Raw genomic sequence first — 14,679 nt, 5'->3', positions numbered from 1 at the left:
ATTGGAGCGGGTGAAGGGAATCGAACCCTCATCATCAGCTTGGAAGGCTGAGGTTTTACCACTAAACTACACCCGCATATAATATTGTGATGGTCGGGAAGACAGGATTCGAACCTGCGACCCCTTGGTCCCAAACCAAGTGCTCTACCAAGCTGAGCTACTTCCCGCCAGAAAAGCATATGTATTACATTGAGTATGATACACTCGCTTGTAGAAACAAGATGGCGCGCCCGAGAGGAGTCGAACCCCTAACCTTTTGATCCGTAGTCAAACGCTCTATCCAATTGAGCTACGGGCGCAATATGTTGTAAAAGCTTTGGTGCGGCCGAGAGGACTTGAACCTCCACGGGGTCGCCCCCACTAGGCCCTCAACCTAGCGCGTCTGCCATTCCGCCACGACCGCGTTTTAAGCGACAAACACTATTATATCGAGGATAATCTGTTGTGTCAATACTTTTTCATAAGTTATTTCAACAACTTTTAAAGTGCGGGTGAAGGGACTTGAACCCCCACGCCTTGCGGCGCCAGATCCTAAGTCTGGTGCGTCTGCCAATTCCGCCACACCCGCATAGATGATTTTGCTTTTACAAAAATCTTTGGTGAGCCATGAAGGATTCGAACCTTCGACCCTCTGATTAAAAGTCAGATGCTCTACCAACTGAGCTAATGGCTCTTAAATGGCTGGGCTAGCTGGATTCGAACCAACGCATGTCGCAGTCAAAGTGCGATGCCTTACCGCTTGGCTATAGCCCAATGTTTCGTCAAAAAGTGACGAGGTTTATATAATAACATGTCCAAAATATTAAAGTCAATAACTTTTCAAAGAAATAATTTGGCGGTCCGGACGGGACTCGAACCCGCGACCTCCTGCGTGACAGGCAGGCATTCTAACCAACTGAACTACCGGACCAGAGTTTTTTGCGCCAGCAAAATAACTTTCATTACCTTGACGCCAGTCAAAATAACATTCATTAACTGCGTCAGCAAAATAGCTATTATTAAGTTGCCAATAGCAAAAATGAAAATGACCCATACGGGATTCGAACCCGTGTTACCGCCGTGAAAGGGCGGTGTCTTAACCGCTTGACCAATGGGCCATGTTTTAAAAGTAATGGCGGAGAAGGAGGGATTTGAACCCTCGCGCCAGTTGCCCGACCTACACCCTTAGCAGGGGCGCCTCTTCAGCCACTTGAGTACTTCCCCATAAAAATGGCTCCGCAGGCAAGATTCGAACTTGCGACCGATCGGTTAACAGCCGATAGCTCTACCACTGAGCTACTGCGGAACGTAAAGTATTTTTCGCTTAACTTGTCTTATCGACTCTTTAGATTATAATGACTCAGCTATTTATTGTCAACTACTTTCAAGCACTTTTCATCAAAAAAAGATGATGGTAATCAAGAGAATAACCACTCAAGATTTGTCTTCCTTCATAATAACTTCCTTCACTAATTTAAGCCTGCCTTTACAACGCCCACATACATATTTTCTTAAATTGATCTTCCTTCTTCTTTTAAACTCCAAACCACACTTCGAGCACTCATAAATCAAATACCTTCTTCTATTATTCACACTCGTTAATATTGAACAATGTCTTGGACCCCCAACTTCATTTAGAAGTCTCTTAAAATCTTCATCTCCATGCTTATATCCTTTACCTTCAATGTGTAAATGATAATGACACAACTCATGTTTAATGATTCCTATTAATTCATCCATACCATGCTCGTCTAAATATTTACGATTAATATCGATATTATGACTGCCTAACATATACCTTCCCCCAGTGGTTCTTAACCTTGGGTTGAAATATGCCTTATGAAGAAAAGGCTTATGAAAAGATTGAATGGAAATTTTTTCAACAAGAAATTGCAGCTCAGCGTCCGTCATTTGAAATCCTTCTTTCTTAATTAGAACATGACAACCTATTATAGCATAAACTAGATATCACCCTTACTGTTTCAGCATGACAAAATACTCCAAGGAATGTCACCACATGGATTCAACTGGCACTTTCTTAGAGATAAGGAGGTTACCCCATGCCTAACTGGCTTGTGAATCAATTGAGGAGAGCCTATTTTGAGAAGGATCGATATCAAATCAAACTCCTTAATCAATGCTGGTATTTTTACCGTAAGAAGAACAGCTCTTAAGTATGGACATCCATCATAGCCCATCCTAAATGGCAAAAAGAGCTGACCTGAGATAGCATTCACTCCCCCGCAGTCAGCTCTTACCTGATTATTGAATCATCGTCAATGCGACTCTGCCTTTTTGAACATCCACGCTGTCAACCCAAACGGTCACAACATCCCCAACGGACACCACATCTAATGGATGCTTAACGAAACCATTTTTCAGCTTTGAAATATGGACAAGCCCATCCTGTTTCACACCTACATCGATAAACGCACCAAAATCCACTACATTTCTTACTGTCCCTTGCAACTCCATACCTTGTGTTAAATCTTCAAGTTTCAAGACATCCTTCTTGAGAAGAGGTTTAGGAAATTCATCCCGTGGATCACGCCCTGGTCGAATTAACGAATCCACAATATCTTTGAGCGTTAATCCCCCTATCTCCAACTCCTCAGAGACCTCTTCTAATTTCAATTGGTTCAAGGACTGTCTCAGTTCTTCGGACCCGATGTCATTTACAGTCAACCCAACTTTCGAAAGAAGCTTCTTCACATCGTTATAATTGTCCGGATGAATAGATGTTCGATCGAGTAACTCTTTCCCATCCATTATTCTTAGGAAGCCAATACATTGTTCGTACGTTTTTGCACCAAGTCTTGGAATTTTCTTTAATTGGGACCTGGAAACAAACTTGCCTTCTTCCTCTCTCTTTTTAACAATATTAGTAGCCACCGTCTTGGAGAGTCCCGCAACATATTGTAATAGTGATGAGGAGGCGGTATTCACATTTACCCCCACTTGGTTAACAGCCGTTTCCACCACAAAGGTTAGTGATTCATTTAACTTCTTTTGTGAAACATCATGCTGGTATTGCCCAACTCCAACAGATTTAGGATCGATTTTCACTAATTCAGCTAACGGATCCTGCAATCTTCTTGCGATGGAGACGGCACTTCTTTCTTCAACCTGAAGGTTCGGGAACTCTTCTCTCGCAATATCTGATGCTGAATATACACTTGCTCCAGCTTCGTTGACAATTAAATAGAAAATCGGTTGTTCCATATCTTTTAACACATTCACAACAAATTGCTCTGTTTCCCTGGATGCCGTCCCATTTCCAATAGCGACAACCTCAATCGAATATTTTGTCATTATCGCTTTGATCGCTTCTTCCGCCTTTGTGAGTTGAGAATGGGATGAATGCGGATAAATCACATTTATATCAAGAGTTTTTCCTGTTTCATCAATGACTGCTAATTTGCAACCTGTTCGGAAAGCAGGGTCGACACCCAAGACCATTTTTCCTTTCATCGGCGGTTGAAGCAATAATTTCCTCAAATTTTCAGAGAAGATATGAATGGCTTGATCCTCTGCTTTCTCTGTTAATTCATTACGAATTTCTCTTTCTACCGATGGTTGGATTAATCTTTTATAGCTATCCTCCACTGCTTCTTTCACAAGAGGAACGGAGATCGAGTGAACATTTTTAATGACCTGCCTTTGTAAATAGTGCACAATACCTTCTGTATCAGGCTGGATATTCACCTTTAATATATCTTCCTTTTCCCCTCGGTTCATCGCCAAAATCCGATGAGGAACTACTTTATGGATCGGTTCTTGATAAGAGTAGTACATTTCAAAAACTTTTTTCTCATCTTCCTCTTCTTTTTTAACCTTTGATTCAATTAACCCTTTCCGGAATGTATAACTTCTTATGTATTCTCGGTATGAAGCTTCATCGGAAATGTACTCTGCAATAATGTCTTTTGCTCCAGTTAAAGCTTCCTCGGTTGTCTTTAATTCCTTATCTTCAGTCACGTAGCGAGAAGCCTCTTCTTCAAGATCTCCTGATGTGGGGAATGTTAGAATCCATTCTGCAAGAGGTTCCAGCCCTTTTTCTTTCGCTACGGTCGCTTTTGTTCTTCGTTTTTGCTTATATGGTCGATACAAATCTTCTATCGTTTGCAGCTTATCCGCCTTTTTAATGGCCTGGGTTAACTCTTCGGTCAGCTTCCCTTGTTCTTCGATCAATCGAATAACTTCTTCTTTTCTTTGCTCTAAGTTTTGCAGGTAATTCCATTTATCCATTATATTTCGGATCTGTACTTCGTCTAGTGCTCCGGTCTGTTCTTTCCGATAACGCGCGATGAAAGGGACTGTATTTCCTTCCTCCAGTAGTGAGATGACGTTTTTGACATTTTTTATTGATAGGTTCAATTCTTTTGATACTCTGTTAAGTAGTGGTTCTTGATTTGTTAATGTTGCTGCCATTGGTATAACCTCCATGAATAGGATTCTTGTTTATTTTACCATAACTGTCTTTGAGGATTGAAAAGGTGTATTAACAACAAGGAAGGATATATTTGTTCTGAAATTAAGCACTTGCCAACGTAAGTCGTTCTGTGAACAAATCGTGGACCGTTCCTTTCCGCTCCAGACACTTGCTTTCCGCGGGGAGGAAGTCGAGCCTCTATTTCCCGCAGGAGTCCAGTGTCTTCCGCTACAATCCACTATGTGCTACTACATCAACCAGCACACACCGATTGACAGAGCTTATGTTAAAAACATCAATCTTTGTGTAAAGAGCCTAAACAAAAAAACTTACCCTAAGACCGTTAGAGTAAGTTTCCAATAATATATGTTGTATCATCTGATGTACCGTCGACTAGAGATTGAATATCACCTAAAGCGCCATGAAGCGTTGGATATCTTTGAAGGATATTCTTTACTCCCGATATACTCAGGCCATCTGAGTGAATAAGAAATCTTGAGTTGGAATCGTAATGAAAACGTTGTGTTTTATATGTTTGCGGCCTTCCGGATAAATACCCGGTAACCGGTAATGGATAAGTCATCTTTCCTTCAGGTGCATACATATAAAAACGTATATTCCCTACACAGCTATACACAAACTCTTTAGAATGGTAATACGCTTTAATGATCGCTACTGCAGCGCCACGTTTTTTCTGAAGAGCTTCGTTACAAAGAGTCATGAGGGTTTCAACATCCTCGTGGTGATGCTCTTCAACTATCTCGACGACAACATGAGACGATTCATAAGCAAACTTACCGCTACCTAAACCATCGGCCAAAACACAGATAAAGTAATCGCTTGTAGAGGTATAGAAATAACTGTCCCCACAATAAGGATTTCCGTTTTTCGATACTTGCTCTGCATAAAGCTCTATTTCATTTTGTTGAAGATAAGCCATTAATAATGGCTCTCCGAATCGTCCATCTCTTCCTGAATGGCTTCCCTAAGCTTTTTAATCGCTCTTCTTTGTAAACGGGAAACATGCATTTGGGAAATACCGAGCTTCTCGCCAGCTTCTTTTTGGCTTAAATTTTCTAAATAGGTGTGTTGTATAATAGCCTTTTCTCTGTCGGAAAGAACGTGAAGTACCTTCTCAAGAACGAGTCGCTGATTGACTTTCTCGTAGCCCTCATCCTGATCTCCCACAATATCCAATATTGTAACAGTACTTCCCTCAGAATCCGCTTCAATCGAGTGATCCACCGATAACGCCTGATAACTTCTACCCATTTCCATTGCTTCCAGAACTTCCTCTTCACTAACCTCCAGATACTCAGCAATTTCGTGGACTTGAGGAGAACGTTCTAAACTGTTTGTTAACTCTTCGACCGTAGATTTAATTTTCGGACCAAGCTCTTTAATTCTCCGCGGAACATGTACGCTCCACGTTTTATCTCGCAGGAACCTTTTTATCTCTCCAATGATTGTCGGAATCGCAAAGGCCTCGAATGATCTACCGAAAGATTCATCGTACCTTCTGATTGCACCAAGCAATCCAATCATCCCTACTTGGATAATGTCTTCGTGGAAAGATCTTCCCTTCGAATATTTCCTCGCAATGGATTCAACAAGATTCTGGTAATGTAAGATCAGTTGACTTTGTGCATCGTCATCTTCTCTTTCCTGATAATCTTTGATCCATTGTAGTACTTTTTCTTTTTGAGCCTGCTGGTTAGGTTGAGATAGTTTTTTCATCCCTCTCCACCTGCTCCCCTGATAGGAATTTAGTCATAAAGACTGTCACTCCCTCCTTGTGATGCACTTTTACATCATCCATCAAGCTCTCAATAAGGTAAAGGCCTAACCCACCTTCTCTTAAGAACTCCACTGAATGATCGGCATGATAAGGACCAACAGCACTGCGAATTTCTTTGAAATCAAAACTTTCACCGTGATCCGCTACCATAACCTCAAGGCGATCCTCATATAGCGCGAATCCGACAACCACTTCTCCGTCGTTGTCTTTATACGCATGCTGAACCGCATTTGTGATAGCTTCACTAGTAGCAATCTTCAAATCCTCAATTGCATCGTAGTCAAATCCCATACGACTTGCAATTCCTGAAAGCGTCAAACGAATGACCCCGACATATTCCGGCTTTGCGGGGATCTTCATCTCGATGTAATCAAAAGCTTTCATCATTCCACGCCACCTTCTACCTTGGAATTAATATTCATAATATCCCCTAAACCTGTAATATCAAACAGTCTCTGCAGACGATCGGATAAGCCGATTAGATTTAATTGCCCACCGCGGGCTTTAACCGTTTTGAAAAGACCAACAAATACACCTAATCCAGTACTATCCATATACGATACGTCTGAAAGATCAACTGTTATATCTTTATTATCAGCTTCAGCAGAGGGTTGAAGCGTTTCTTTAAGCTTTGGTGCTGTATATGCATCGATTTCACCAGCTACTTTAACGAGCAGCTCGTTCTCTTTTTCTTTCATATCTATTGATAAGTTCATAAAAAGACCACCTTTTTGGCAACATTTATAATAAGTCTTTGTACATTTACCCCATTTATAACAGGAATAAACTTTATTTATGAATTTCTTTTTATGATGATTAGAGTGAAATCGTCTCTAAGCTCAAAGTGCTGCAGCTTCTCGAGTTGTTTGTATACGTTATTGACAATCTCTTGAGGAGGAAGGTGATTGTGCTTGCTTATTAATTGAACCAAATCTTCCCTTTCAATGAAGCCCTCTTCTGAACGACACTCTGTTACTCCATCAGAGAGAAGAATGATCATGTCCCCTATCTCAACCCGTCTCTCGTATTGTCGGTACTTCGCTTTTTTATCTACACCTAATAGAAGACCTTTTGCATCAAGATCTTCAAATTCGTTGGTTGACGCTCTATAAAAAAAGCCAGGTTCATGCCCAGCTGATGAGTATGAAAATAGATGTTCCGCCGAATTGTATACACCGTAAAACATGGTTATGAACATACTTGCATCTACATTTTGTTCCACTACTCTGTTTAAGCTTTCCAAAACAGCGTTAGGTTCATTCCGGTACTCAGGTAGACTATCCATCGCATACTTGATCATGGACATACAAAGAGCTGCGGGTATACCCTTACCGATCACATCAGCAATGGCAACACTGACGCTGTCATTCTCATCCTGAACAAAGTGATAGTAATCTCCATTCATCTTTTTGGCAGGTACACTTACAGCTCCAATATCCAGGCCTTCTACTGAAGGTATCATGGTCCCCAGCAGGGTTTGTTGCATGTTGGATGCCACATCTATTTCGTTATTTAATTCTTGTTGTTTTGTACGTAGACTTTGATGCTCCCGATAAGCAAAACCGTAGCCTATCATGACTTCAAGTAAAATATCGAATGAGTGCAGTACCTGATGTGGTATATCGGGCTCCATTTCCAATATCACACTCTTATGGAGACTTATGATCTCCTCAGGTGAAACATGATGCTCTATTGATTTACGACTAAATTTCTGTCCTAAATAAAGAGCCTTTTCATCTTGTTCATTTAGGTAATGCTCAATAATTTCTCTATATTTAGAGTCCATCAAATCTCTGAAATTCATATAACTCCCCCTAGCGGAGCCACTTAGTCGCCCTAATGTCTGTTCCTTCACCCGGCACAGACTCAACGTTGAACTCGTCCATTAAACGCTTGACTCCAGGCAAACCTGCTCCTAATCCGCCCGATGTGGAATATCCATCTTCCATTACTTTTCTAATATCTGCGATTCCGGGTCCTTCGTCCAAGGCGATAATTCGTACACCTTTTTTCCCGGCATCGAATAATTTTTCTATGCAAATCTGACCGTAGCCAGCATATAAATAGATGTTTCTTGCTAATTCGCTGATAGCCGTAGTGATACGAGCTTGGTCAACGGTACCGAATCCGAGCTCTTTCGCTACATTCCTTCCTAACTGGCGGGCAGCAACGATGTCCCATTCATTCGTGATTTTCACGCAGGATTGGCTATCCATACCTAGTCCCCCAGTTCCAATTGTAATTTCTCCAGACCTTTTTCCAGATCCAGAGCGGTCAGAACGTCCTCTAACCTGATTCCAAGCTCAATCAATGTTATCGCTACAGCAGGCTGGATGCCGGTGATGACTACCTTTGCCCCCATTAACCTTGACATGTTAATGACATCCCCAAGTACCTTAGCAATAAATGAATCTATAAAATCGATGGAAGTAATGTCGATTACTACCCCTCTGGCACTCGTTTCATGGATCTTATGCAGAAGATCTTCTTGAAACTGAAGGGCTGTTTGATCATCAAGCTCCCACTGAATGGAAATCAGCAAACAATCATGCAGCTTTAAAATTGGTATTCTCACTCTAATCCCTCCGCCGAAACTATTTTTCGATTTGTCATTTCAAGAGCCTTCTCAATTCCTTTTCGTAACGTACTATTTGTACTGAATTGATTTAAATCAATTCCTAAGTTTACAATCGTTTGCGCGATTTCAGGTCTGATCCCAACCAACATGCACTTCGCCCCTACTAATCGAACAGCTTCAGCTGCCTGGATGATATGATGGGCTACCATTGTATCCACAACAGGTACACCGGTGATATCGATTAACACCACTTCCGCTCTATGCTTCACTACACCGTTTAATAGATTTTCCATAATCAATCGCGCTCGTTCTGTATCAATCGTTCCCACAAGCGGCATCACAGAAATTTTTTCGAAAACAGGTATCAATGGTGCGGACAATTCCTGCAACGCTATTTTTTGAAGCGAAACGGTTCTTTCCCATGATTCTGTATAAGCACTGATTACTTTATTATTCATTGGCGTTAACCATTTATCGAACTTCTCAACTTGTGTCGCATAGTTTTGATCTGTAATAATACCTTCTTTCATCATGCCTTCGTAAACCACTTTACCAAAAGTGCTTAGAGCCGATGTCACAAAGGTCAGTGGCCATCCTAACCTGACAACCTTTTCAGCGAAATCTCCCAACCGGCTATTGAACTCATTGGAATCCCTTAAGTTTGAAAGAATCATTTCTACAAACTCATGGCTTGTCTTAGTAAAAACTTGATCTGAAACAACTTGAAGAAACTTCTCATCCGCTTCGTTCCTCATTCGTTCCATCCAAATACTAGTGATATCTGATTTATTATTCTGAATATAATCCGTGACTTCACTAAACATTTAGTTCTCTCCATTCTATCATATGAAATTTGAACTTCGTATTTATGCCGAATGATGTAACTTAATTTTAAAGTAGTTTACAACAGTGAACTAAAAAATGACGTAATTACTTTAATAGTAACAAATAAATACAAAAAAGAAAAAACCTATGCCTTTTCGGGTATTTTTATTTCTTACTTTTCCCATTATAAATTGTTTACGGTGTTTTGTCATAAAATTGACTATATTTCCATTATCCATATTCTTCTTTTGGGGTTAATTGGGACTAGACCTCTCCTTCTCAAAAGAAAAAAGACAAAACAAAAAGGCTTAATGATCATACATATCGTTGATCAGCAAGCCTTCTGGTTTGAAGTTATATTGTACCTATTGTATAACATGATAAAGTATCTACACGATGAAAAGCTCATGGTTAGAATTGGATCAGACCCACGCTGATTTGCAGGGCGTCATCCACTTTTTCCATCATCTCATCATCCAAGTGCGTAATCTTATCGGTAAGACGTTGTTTATCAATCGTTCGAATCTGTTCAAGCAAGATAACGGAATCACGTTCAAAGCCATAACGTTTTGCATCAATTTCAACATGAGTAGGCAGTTTCGCTTTTTGAATTTGAGCGGTAATGGCAGCTACAATAATTGTGGGACTAAACCTGTTCCCTATATCATTTTGAATAACAAGTACCGGCCGAACTCCGCCTTGTTCTGATCCTACAACAGGAGAAAGGTCTGCAAAATATACGTCACCACGCTTTACAATCAAAGGATTAACCCCCGCTTACTAAGCGTTCGACTGTATGTTCTGCCTCATATTCTGCTTGAATCGCCTCTGAAGCAATTGCGAGATTAATCTTAGCCATTTCCATATAGCCGCGTCTCATAGATTCACGTAATTGTCTTTTCTTACGCTCTCTTAAATACATTTTGGTTGCACGATAAATAAACTCATTGCGATTCACATTTTCTTGATCTGCAAAGCCGTCTAATTCTGTAACGAGCTGTTGCGGTAGACGAATTAAGATTTCTGTTGTTGCGCTGGATTCAGACACAAACTACACCTCCACCAATCACTACATACCGTTTCTGTTCATTAACATATTTATCATACCATCAATTAAGGGGAATGAAAAGTTAATTTATCAATCTCTTCTATTATCCACCATATAAAATACTAATTATTCATCAAGTTGGTTGTTATTTTCCTGTTGACTGTGAATACCTGTCGATAAGAGTTTATTCGATACTTCCGTCGGCTCCCCGTTTCGGATATAGATACGCGGCACTCTCGTGGAGATCATACAAGGGATCTCATAGTTAATGGTATCAAGCTTATCAGCGATTTCATCCATTGTAATCGCTTCTTCACCCTGTTTGCCTATTAACGTTACACGGGTACCCATATCCAGAAATCCAGGCAGCCGAATCATACATTGATCCATACATATCCTTCCAACAATTGGAACCCTTTCACCGTTTACAATGACGTCCTGACCTTGTAATTTACGCAGCCATCCATCAGCGTATCCGATAGGAATGGTCCCGATCCACTCTGCCTCACCCGTTTCATAAGTAGCCCCATAGCTCACTTTCTCTCCAGCTGAAAGCTCTTTTGTATGAATAAGTCTTGAATGAAGAGAAAACACTTCTTTTAAAGGAAAAGGCAGCTCGGGCTTCATCTCTTGAGATGGAGTCAGTCCGTACGTGGCAATTCCCACCCGCACAGCATTAAAGAGGGTGTTGGTTTTCCTTAATGTAGCGGCACTATTTGAAGAATGGATATAAGCTGGTAGTGAATCCAATTGATTCAGCATGTATTCAAATCGAGCTAACTGCCGGTCAAGATAGTCATCCTTCAACTCATCTGCCGTGGCAAAATGGGTAAAGATCCCTTCAAGATTAAATTGAGCATGAGCTTGAACATACTGTTCGATACCCTTTAATTCCTCAGTGGAACGAACGCCTATCCTGCCCATCCCGGTATCACACTTGATATGAAGGTTTAATCGATCTCCTTCTGACAGCTGATTTCCGGCTTCCACAAGCCACTCTTTGTGGAAGGTCGTTAACGAAATATCCAAATCGGCAGCAATCTTCACATCTTTCGGTCTCGTAGCTCCCAATACGAGAATAGGAGCTGTTACGCCTGCTCTTCTTAAGGAAATCGCTTCGTCTAAGAATGCAACAGCCAAGCCGTGTGCCCCAGCAGAAAGAGCAGTAAAAGCGGTTTGCACATCCCCATGCCCATAAGCATTCGCTTTCACAACAGCAAACACTTTCACATCTCCAGGGATATGGTTTCTAATATTCTTTACGTTTTCATATAAATGATCTAGGTTGATTTCTGCCCATGTATCACGAAAAAATTGCGTCTGGGTTTCCACTATGTTCACTTCCTCATATCTTTACACAAAACATTGTCATTCTATTCAAGAATACCATTGATTATTCATATTATCATTCATTGTGTCAAATGGATTTTTTGGAGAGGGGGTGGGAAAGGGGATTTCGGGATAGGACACCGCGAGAAGTAATATTGATATTTCTAATGGTACAGAGATATTGGTGGATGTTTGATGGGATCTTGTAAACTTGGTTGATTTGATTTGGATAATCTTATTCATTTTCTGCCGATCTCAGACGGCTTTATATCGAGTAATAGAGTTTTAATTTCCCTTGGTGTTTTGGATAAGATTATTCATGGATTATTTACCTGTTTATTATCGACTTCCCGAATATATTATCGACTTCACCACTTTTATTATCGACTTTAGAATTTGTATTTCCGGCACCCACCATCCTTTCAAAAAATCAGACTTCCTACATCACATCCGCACACCAAGGAAAGAGGCGAACCTGATAGGCCCGCCCCGTTCAGTTATTTTATTTCACCATTGAACCTTGTACGGATTGAGCTACCATCACCATCTCAGAAGGAGTCAGGTCATTGGAGGCAAGCATATAGTCCACTCCGTTATTGGTCCATCTGATTGACTGCTCCGTCATGGCCGCTACTGTGAATCCAAGGTCCACTAATTCACCTTTAAGAGAAGTAGAAACCGTCATCGTTGGAACGACAGTTGTTTTTTCTTGTACGATTGTGAAGGACTTTTCACCATCATACGTTAAGATTACACGTTTACCCGTATCGGTGGCGACTTCTTTTTCTTCAATTAATTCGGTGCCGGTGATTTCTGACATTGGGTAAAGAACAGTGAATTCTGTGTCCTCAACATTTGCCGTAACCGGTACTTCAAGCTGGGCACCTGTCATGTTTTTCTTCATGTCGAAGTCTTTTTTATCAAATGCAGCTTTCATATCCATCTTGGAGAACTCTACTTTTACAAGTGGATTTTTATCTGAATCCAATACATTTACGGATGCCGGAGTCAGGTCTTTCTTGTTAAAGGCAATCTCTTGAGTCGGTAGCATCTGACTGTTTTGATAACGTGTCTTCGTGTTAAAGATGTAGTGATTCTTTGTTTCTTTGAAAGTAGCCTCTTTATCCTCTAGCACATCTTGAACAAGCGATTCATACAAGTACGCCTGACTGCTATTTTCAGGCCAGTTGCTTTGGAATCGGAAGCTTTTGTTCAGTGCCGGCGTAAGGACGAATACTCCCTCATCATTACGTAAGATCATTTGACTCTGATCTTTTGCAGCGTTCTTTAATGCCACTCGATAATAATTAGGGTCATTATGCCACACTTCCACATCATAGGTTTGAGGCTCGTCGCCCACCTGCAGGGTCATTTTTGCATCTGCTTTGTACCCCTTCATATCCTCTACTTTAGCCTTAAGATCCTTGGTTACATCTTCTTTCGATTGCTCTCCACAAGCAGCCAGCACAAGCACCGCTAACATGGCCATCACTAGTATCACTAGCTTTTTCTTCATTTTTTCAACCCCTTTTGTCCCAGGATAAACGTAATTGAGAGAGGGGAAAGCCAGCCGTCTAAGAATGGACGATTCTTATAGAATGCCCCGTTCATTAGTCCAATTGCAATTCGCCAAAGAACCGCGATTGTTAAACACCTGGCCTTGTCTCTCTTATTGCACTACTGAATATATGAGACAACCTGAAGGATTATGCTAGTGAAGATGACAGGCTTGAAATAATTTTCACTCTTCGATGATCACCTGTGCAGCCGCAAATTCCCGGCTGTGTGTGATGGATAAATGGGCATTCGCCCCCTCCGGCTTTGAAAAATAAGGCTTTCCATTCGGATCCTTACTGATTTCAATATCCTGAAAGGAGAGCGCTGTTCCGATGCCCGTTCCATTCGCCTTGGCAAAAGCTTCTTTGGCTGCAAATCGTCCTGCTGCGAACTCAACCTTGCGCTGCTCGTTTAATGTACAGAAAGCATCCTCCTCCTTAGGTGTTAAAATTCTCTTGACGAACTTCGGCTGCCGTTCAATCATCCTCTGAATGCGCCCTGTTTCAACGATGTCCAACCCTATTCCTTTTATCATATGTGATTCCCCTTCTACTCTTGTCCTGTCATGCATATTTGTATAATGAACTATACTCGTGATTTTCGACGTTTTCTTATAATATAGTATTGACTGCGTTTTTTTAAATAGCTCTTTTTGTAATGATTGTTGCTTTAAACAATTTGTCTGCCATGGCTCTGTCAACGGGTGTCTACTGGATGGTGAGGGAACTGCTCCGCTTTCCGCGGACGTACGGCCGAGCCTCCTCAGCTTCGCTTCCGGGGTCTCGGCACGCCCGTTTTTCCGCATGAGTCTACGCAGTTCCCCTCACCATCTAAACAAAATTTGCGTGACAGATCACAGGTGGGACAAAAAGCAATCGACAGTACAGGATATCTACTATAGCTAATATCAATCGCTCAACACTTCGAAAAAAGCAGCCTGTTAATGATAAAACGTGCATTTTTATATTTGTCTATTTTCAGAAACTCACGCTTCGAAAGTTGATTGGAGCGGAAGGTGCTCGACTCCTGCGGGAATAGCGGGAAAGTTGAGACCCCGCAGGGCAAAGCCCGAGGAGGCTCAACTCACGCCCCGCGGAAAGCGAGCACCTGGAGCGGAAATCAACCACTACTCG

16 protein-coding genes and 11 tRNA genes are annotated in these 14,679 nt (G+C 41.3%); 1 reads left to right on the top strand and 26 read right to left on the bottom strand.

The window, feature by feature from the left end:
* Positions 1-2: 2 nt before the first annotated feature.
* The 12 genes from RSX31_RS21645 to RSX31_RS21590 all read right to left on the bottom strand — a co-directional run bounded on the left by RSX31_RS21645 (position 3) and on the right by RSX31_RS21590 (position 1,890).
* Positions 3-76 (bottom strand) — tRNA-Gly (locus RSX31_RS21645).
* 14 nt (positions 77-90) lie between these two features.
* Positions 91-167, bottom strand: a tRNA-Pro gene (locus RSX31_RS21640).
* A 55-nt stretch (positions 168-222) separates the two neighbouring features.
* Positions 223-299, bottom strand: a tRNA-Arg gene (locus RSX31_RS21635).
* Between the two features lie 18 nt (positions 300-317).
* Positions 318-403 (bottom strand) — tRNA-Leu (locus RSX31_RS21630).
* Between the two features lie 83 nt (positions 404-486).
* Positions 487-568: transfer RNA gene (locus tag RSX31_RS21625), tRNA-Leu, on the bottom strand.
* A gap of 29 nt (positions 569-597) precedes the next feature.
* Positions 598-673 (bottom strand) — tRNA-Lys (locus RSX31_RS21620).
* Between the two features lie 5 nt (positions 674-678).
* A tRNA-Gln gene (locus RSX31_RS21615) sits at positions 679-753 on the bottom strand.
* A gap of 80 nt (positions 754-833) precedes the next feature.
* Positions 834-910 (bottom strand) — tRNA-Asp (locus RSX31_RS21610).
* 115 nt (positions 911-1,025) lie between these two features.
* Positions 1,026-1,097: transfer RNA gene (locus RSX31_RS21605), tRNA-Glu, on the bottom strand.
* A 15-nt stretch (positions 1,098-1,112) separates the two neighbouring features.
* Positions 1,113-1,203: transfer RNA gene (locus RSX31_RS21600), tRNA-Ser, on the bottom strand.
* A 7-nt stretch (positions 1,204-1,210) separates the two neighbouring features.
* Positions 1,211-1,285: transfer RNA gene (locus tag RSX31_RS21595), tRNA-Asn, on the bottom strand.
* Positions 1,286-1,413: 128 nt separating this feature from the next.
* Entirely contained in the window at positions 1,414-1,890 is a 477-nt protein-coding gene (locus tag RSX31_RS21590; RefSeq protein ID WP_148971301.1) for a SprT family protein, read from the bottom strand.
* Positions 1,891-2,039: 149 nt separating this feature from the next.
* On the opposite strand from RSX31_RS21590, the gene cmpA reads away from it, so the two are divergent.
* A complete protein-coding gene (gene cmpA / locus RSX31_RS21585) occupies positions 2,040-2,153 on the top strand; it encodes a cortex morphogenetic protein CmpA (protein WP_113970254.1) in 114 nt (37 codons plus the stop codon).
* Between the two features lie 88 nt (positions 2,154-2,241).
* On the opposite strand, the gene RSX31_RS21580 is transcribed toward cmpA, so the two are convergent.
* The 14 genes from RSX31_RS21580 to acpS all read right to left on the bottom strand — a co-directional run bounded on the left by RSX31_RS21580 (position 2,242) and on the right by acpS (position 14,081).
* A complete protein-coding gene (locus tag RSX31_RS21580; protein WP_315635994.1) occupies positions 2,242-4,410 on the bottom strand; it encodes a Tex family protein in 2,169 nt (722 codons plus the stop codon).
* 344 nt (positions 4,411-4,754) lie between these two features.
* On the bottom strand, positions 4,755-5,351 hold the full coding sequence (locus tag RSX31_RS21575; RefSeq protein WP_148971298.1) for a PP2C family serine/threonine-protein phosphatase: 597 nt from the start codon (positions 5,349-5,351) through the stop codon (positions 4,755-4,757).
* The gene (gene sigB / locus RSX31_RS21570; RefSeq protein ID WP_148971297.1) at positions 5,351-6,148 is read right to left on the bottom strand and encodes an RNA polymerase sigma factor SigB; all 798 of its coding nucleotides are present in this window, start codon (positions 6,146-6,148) and stop codon (positions 5,351-5,353) included. Before sigB ends, RSX31_RS21575 begins: the two co-directional genes overlap by 1 nt.
* Positions 6,126-6,593, bottom strand: coding sequence for an anti-sigma B factor RsbW (rsbW, locus tag RSX31_RS21565; protein ID WP_282139240.1), 468 nt, complete (start codon positions 6,591-6,593; stop codon positions 6,126-6,128). Before rsbW ends, sigB begins: the two co-directional genes overlap by 23 nt.
* Positions 6,593-6,925, bottom strand: a complete 333-nt coding sequence (locus RSX31_RS21560) for an anti-sigma factor antagonist (protein ID WP_315635993.1) — start codon at positions 6,923-6,925, stop codon at positions 6,593-6,595. Before RSX31_RS21560 ends, rsbW begins: the two co-directional genes overlap by 1 nt.
* A 77-nt stretch (positions 6,926-7,002) precedes the next feature.
* On the bottom strand, positions 7,003-8,013 hold the full coding sequence (locus RSX31_RS21555) for a PP2C family protein-serine/threonine phosphatase (protein ID WP_315635992.1): 1,011 nt from the start codon (positions 8,011-8,013) through the stop codon (positions 7,003-7,005).
* Positions 8,014-8,023: 10 nt separating this feature from the next.
* A complete protein-coding gene (locus RSX31_RS21550; protein ID WP_034763056.1) occupies positions 8,024-8,425 on the bottom strand; it encodes an anti-sigma regulatory factor in 402 nt (133 codons plus the stop codon).
* Between the two features lie 2 nt (positions 8,426-8,427).
* Positions 8,428-8,784: an STAS domain-containing protein gene (locus RSX31_RS21545; RefSeq protein WP_044340427.1), complete on the bottom strand. Its 357-nt coding sequence runs from the start codon at positions 8,782-8,784 to the stop codon at positions 8,428-8,430.
* Positions 8,781-9,611: an RsbT co-antagonist protein RsbRA gene (locus tag RSX31_RS21540; protein ID WP_315635991.1), complete on the bottom strand. Its 831-nt coding sequence runs from the start codon at positions 9,609-9,611 to the stop codon at positions 8,781-8,783. The genes RSX31_RS21545 and RSX31_RS21540 overlap by 4 nt, the downstream gene beginning before the upstream one ends.
* 412 nt (positions 9,612-10,023) lie before the next feature.
* The gene (gene ndoA, locus RSX31_RS21535; protein WP_034763063.1) at positions 10,024-10,374 is read right to left on the bottom strand and encodes a type II toxin-antitoxin system endoribonuclease NdoA; all 351 of its coding nucleotides are present in this window, start codon (positions 10,372-10,374) and stop codon (positions 10,024-10,026) included.
* A 4-nt stretch (positions 10,375-10,378) separates the two neighbouring features.
* Positions 10,379-10,660: a CopG family ribbon-helix-helix protein gene (locus RSX31_RS21530; protein WP_032085355.1), complete on the bottom strand. Its 282-nt coding sequence runs from the start codon at positions 10,658-10,660 to the stop codon at positions 10,379-10,381.
* A 126-nt stretch (positions 10,661-10,786) separates the two neighbouring features.
* Complete coding sequence (alr, locus tag RSX31_RS21525) at positions 10,787-11,992, bottom strand: alanine racemase (RefSeq protein ID WP_315635990.1); 1,206 nt, start codon at positions 11,990-11,992, stop codon at positions 10,787-10,789.
* 499 nt (positions 11,993-12,491) lie between these two features.
* Positions 12,492-13,505: a LolA family protein gene (locus tag RSX31_RS21520; protein WP_148996540.1), complete on the bottom strand. Its 1,014-nt coding sequence runs from the start codon at positions 13,503-13,505 to the stop codon at positions 12,492-12,494.
* A gap of 225 nt (positions 13,506-13,730) precedes the next feature.
* Positions 13,731-14,081, bottom strand: a complete 351-nt coding sequence (gene acpS, locus RSX31_RS21515; RefSeq protein ID WP_148996539.1) for a holo-ACP synthase — start codon at positions 14,079-14,081, stop codon at positions 13,731-13,733.
* Between the last annotated feature and the right edge of the window lie 598 nt (positions 14,082-14,679).

Origin of the sequence: Rossellomorea yichunensis (genome assembly GCF_032337515.1) — a bacterium.
Taxonomy (GTDB): Bacteria; Bacillota; Bacilli; order Bacillales; family Bacillaceae_B; genus Rossellomorea; species Rossellomorea yichunensis.
The sequence above is the reverse complement of the archived record's forward strand: the minus strand, read 5'-3'. Positions and strand labels throughout refer to the sequence as shown.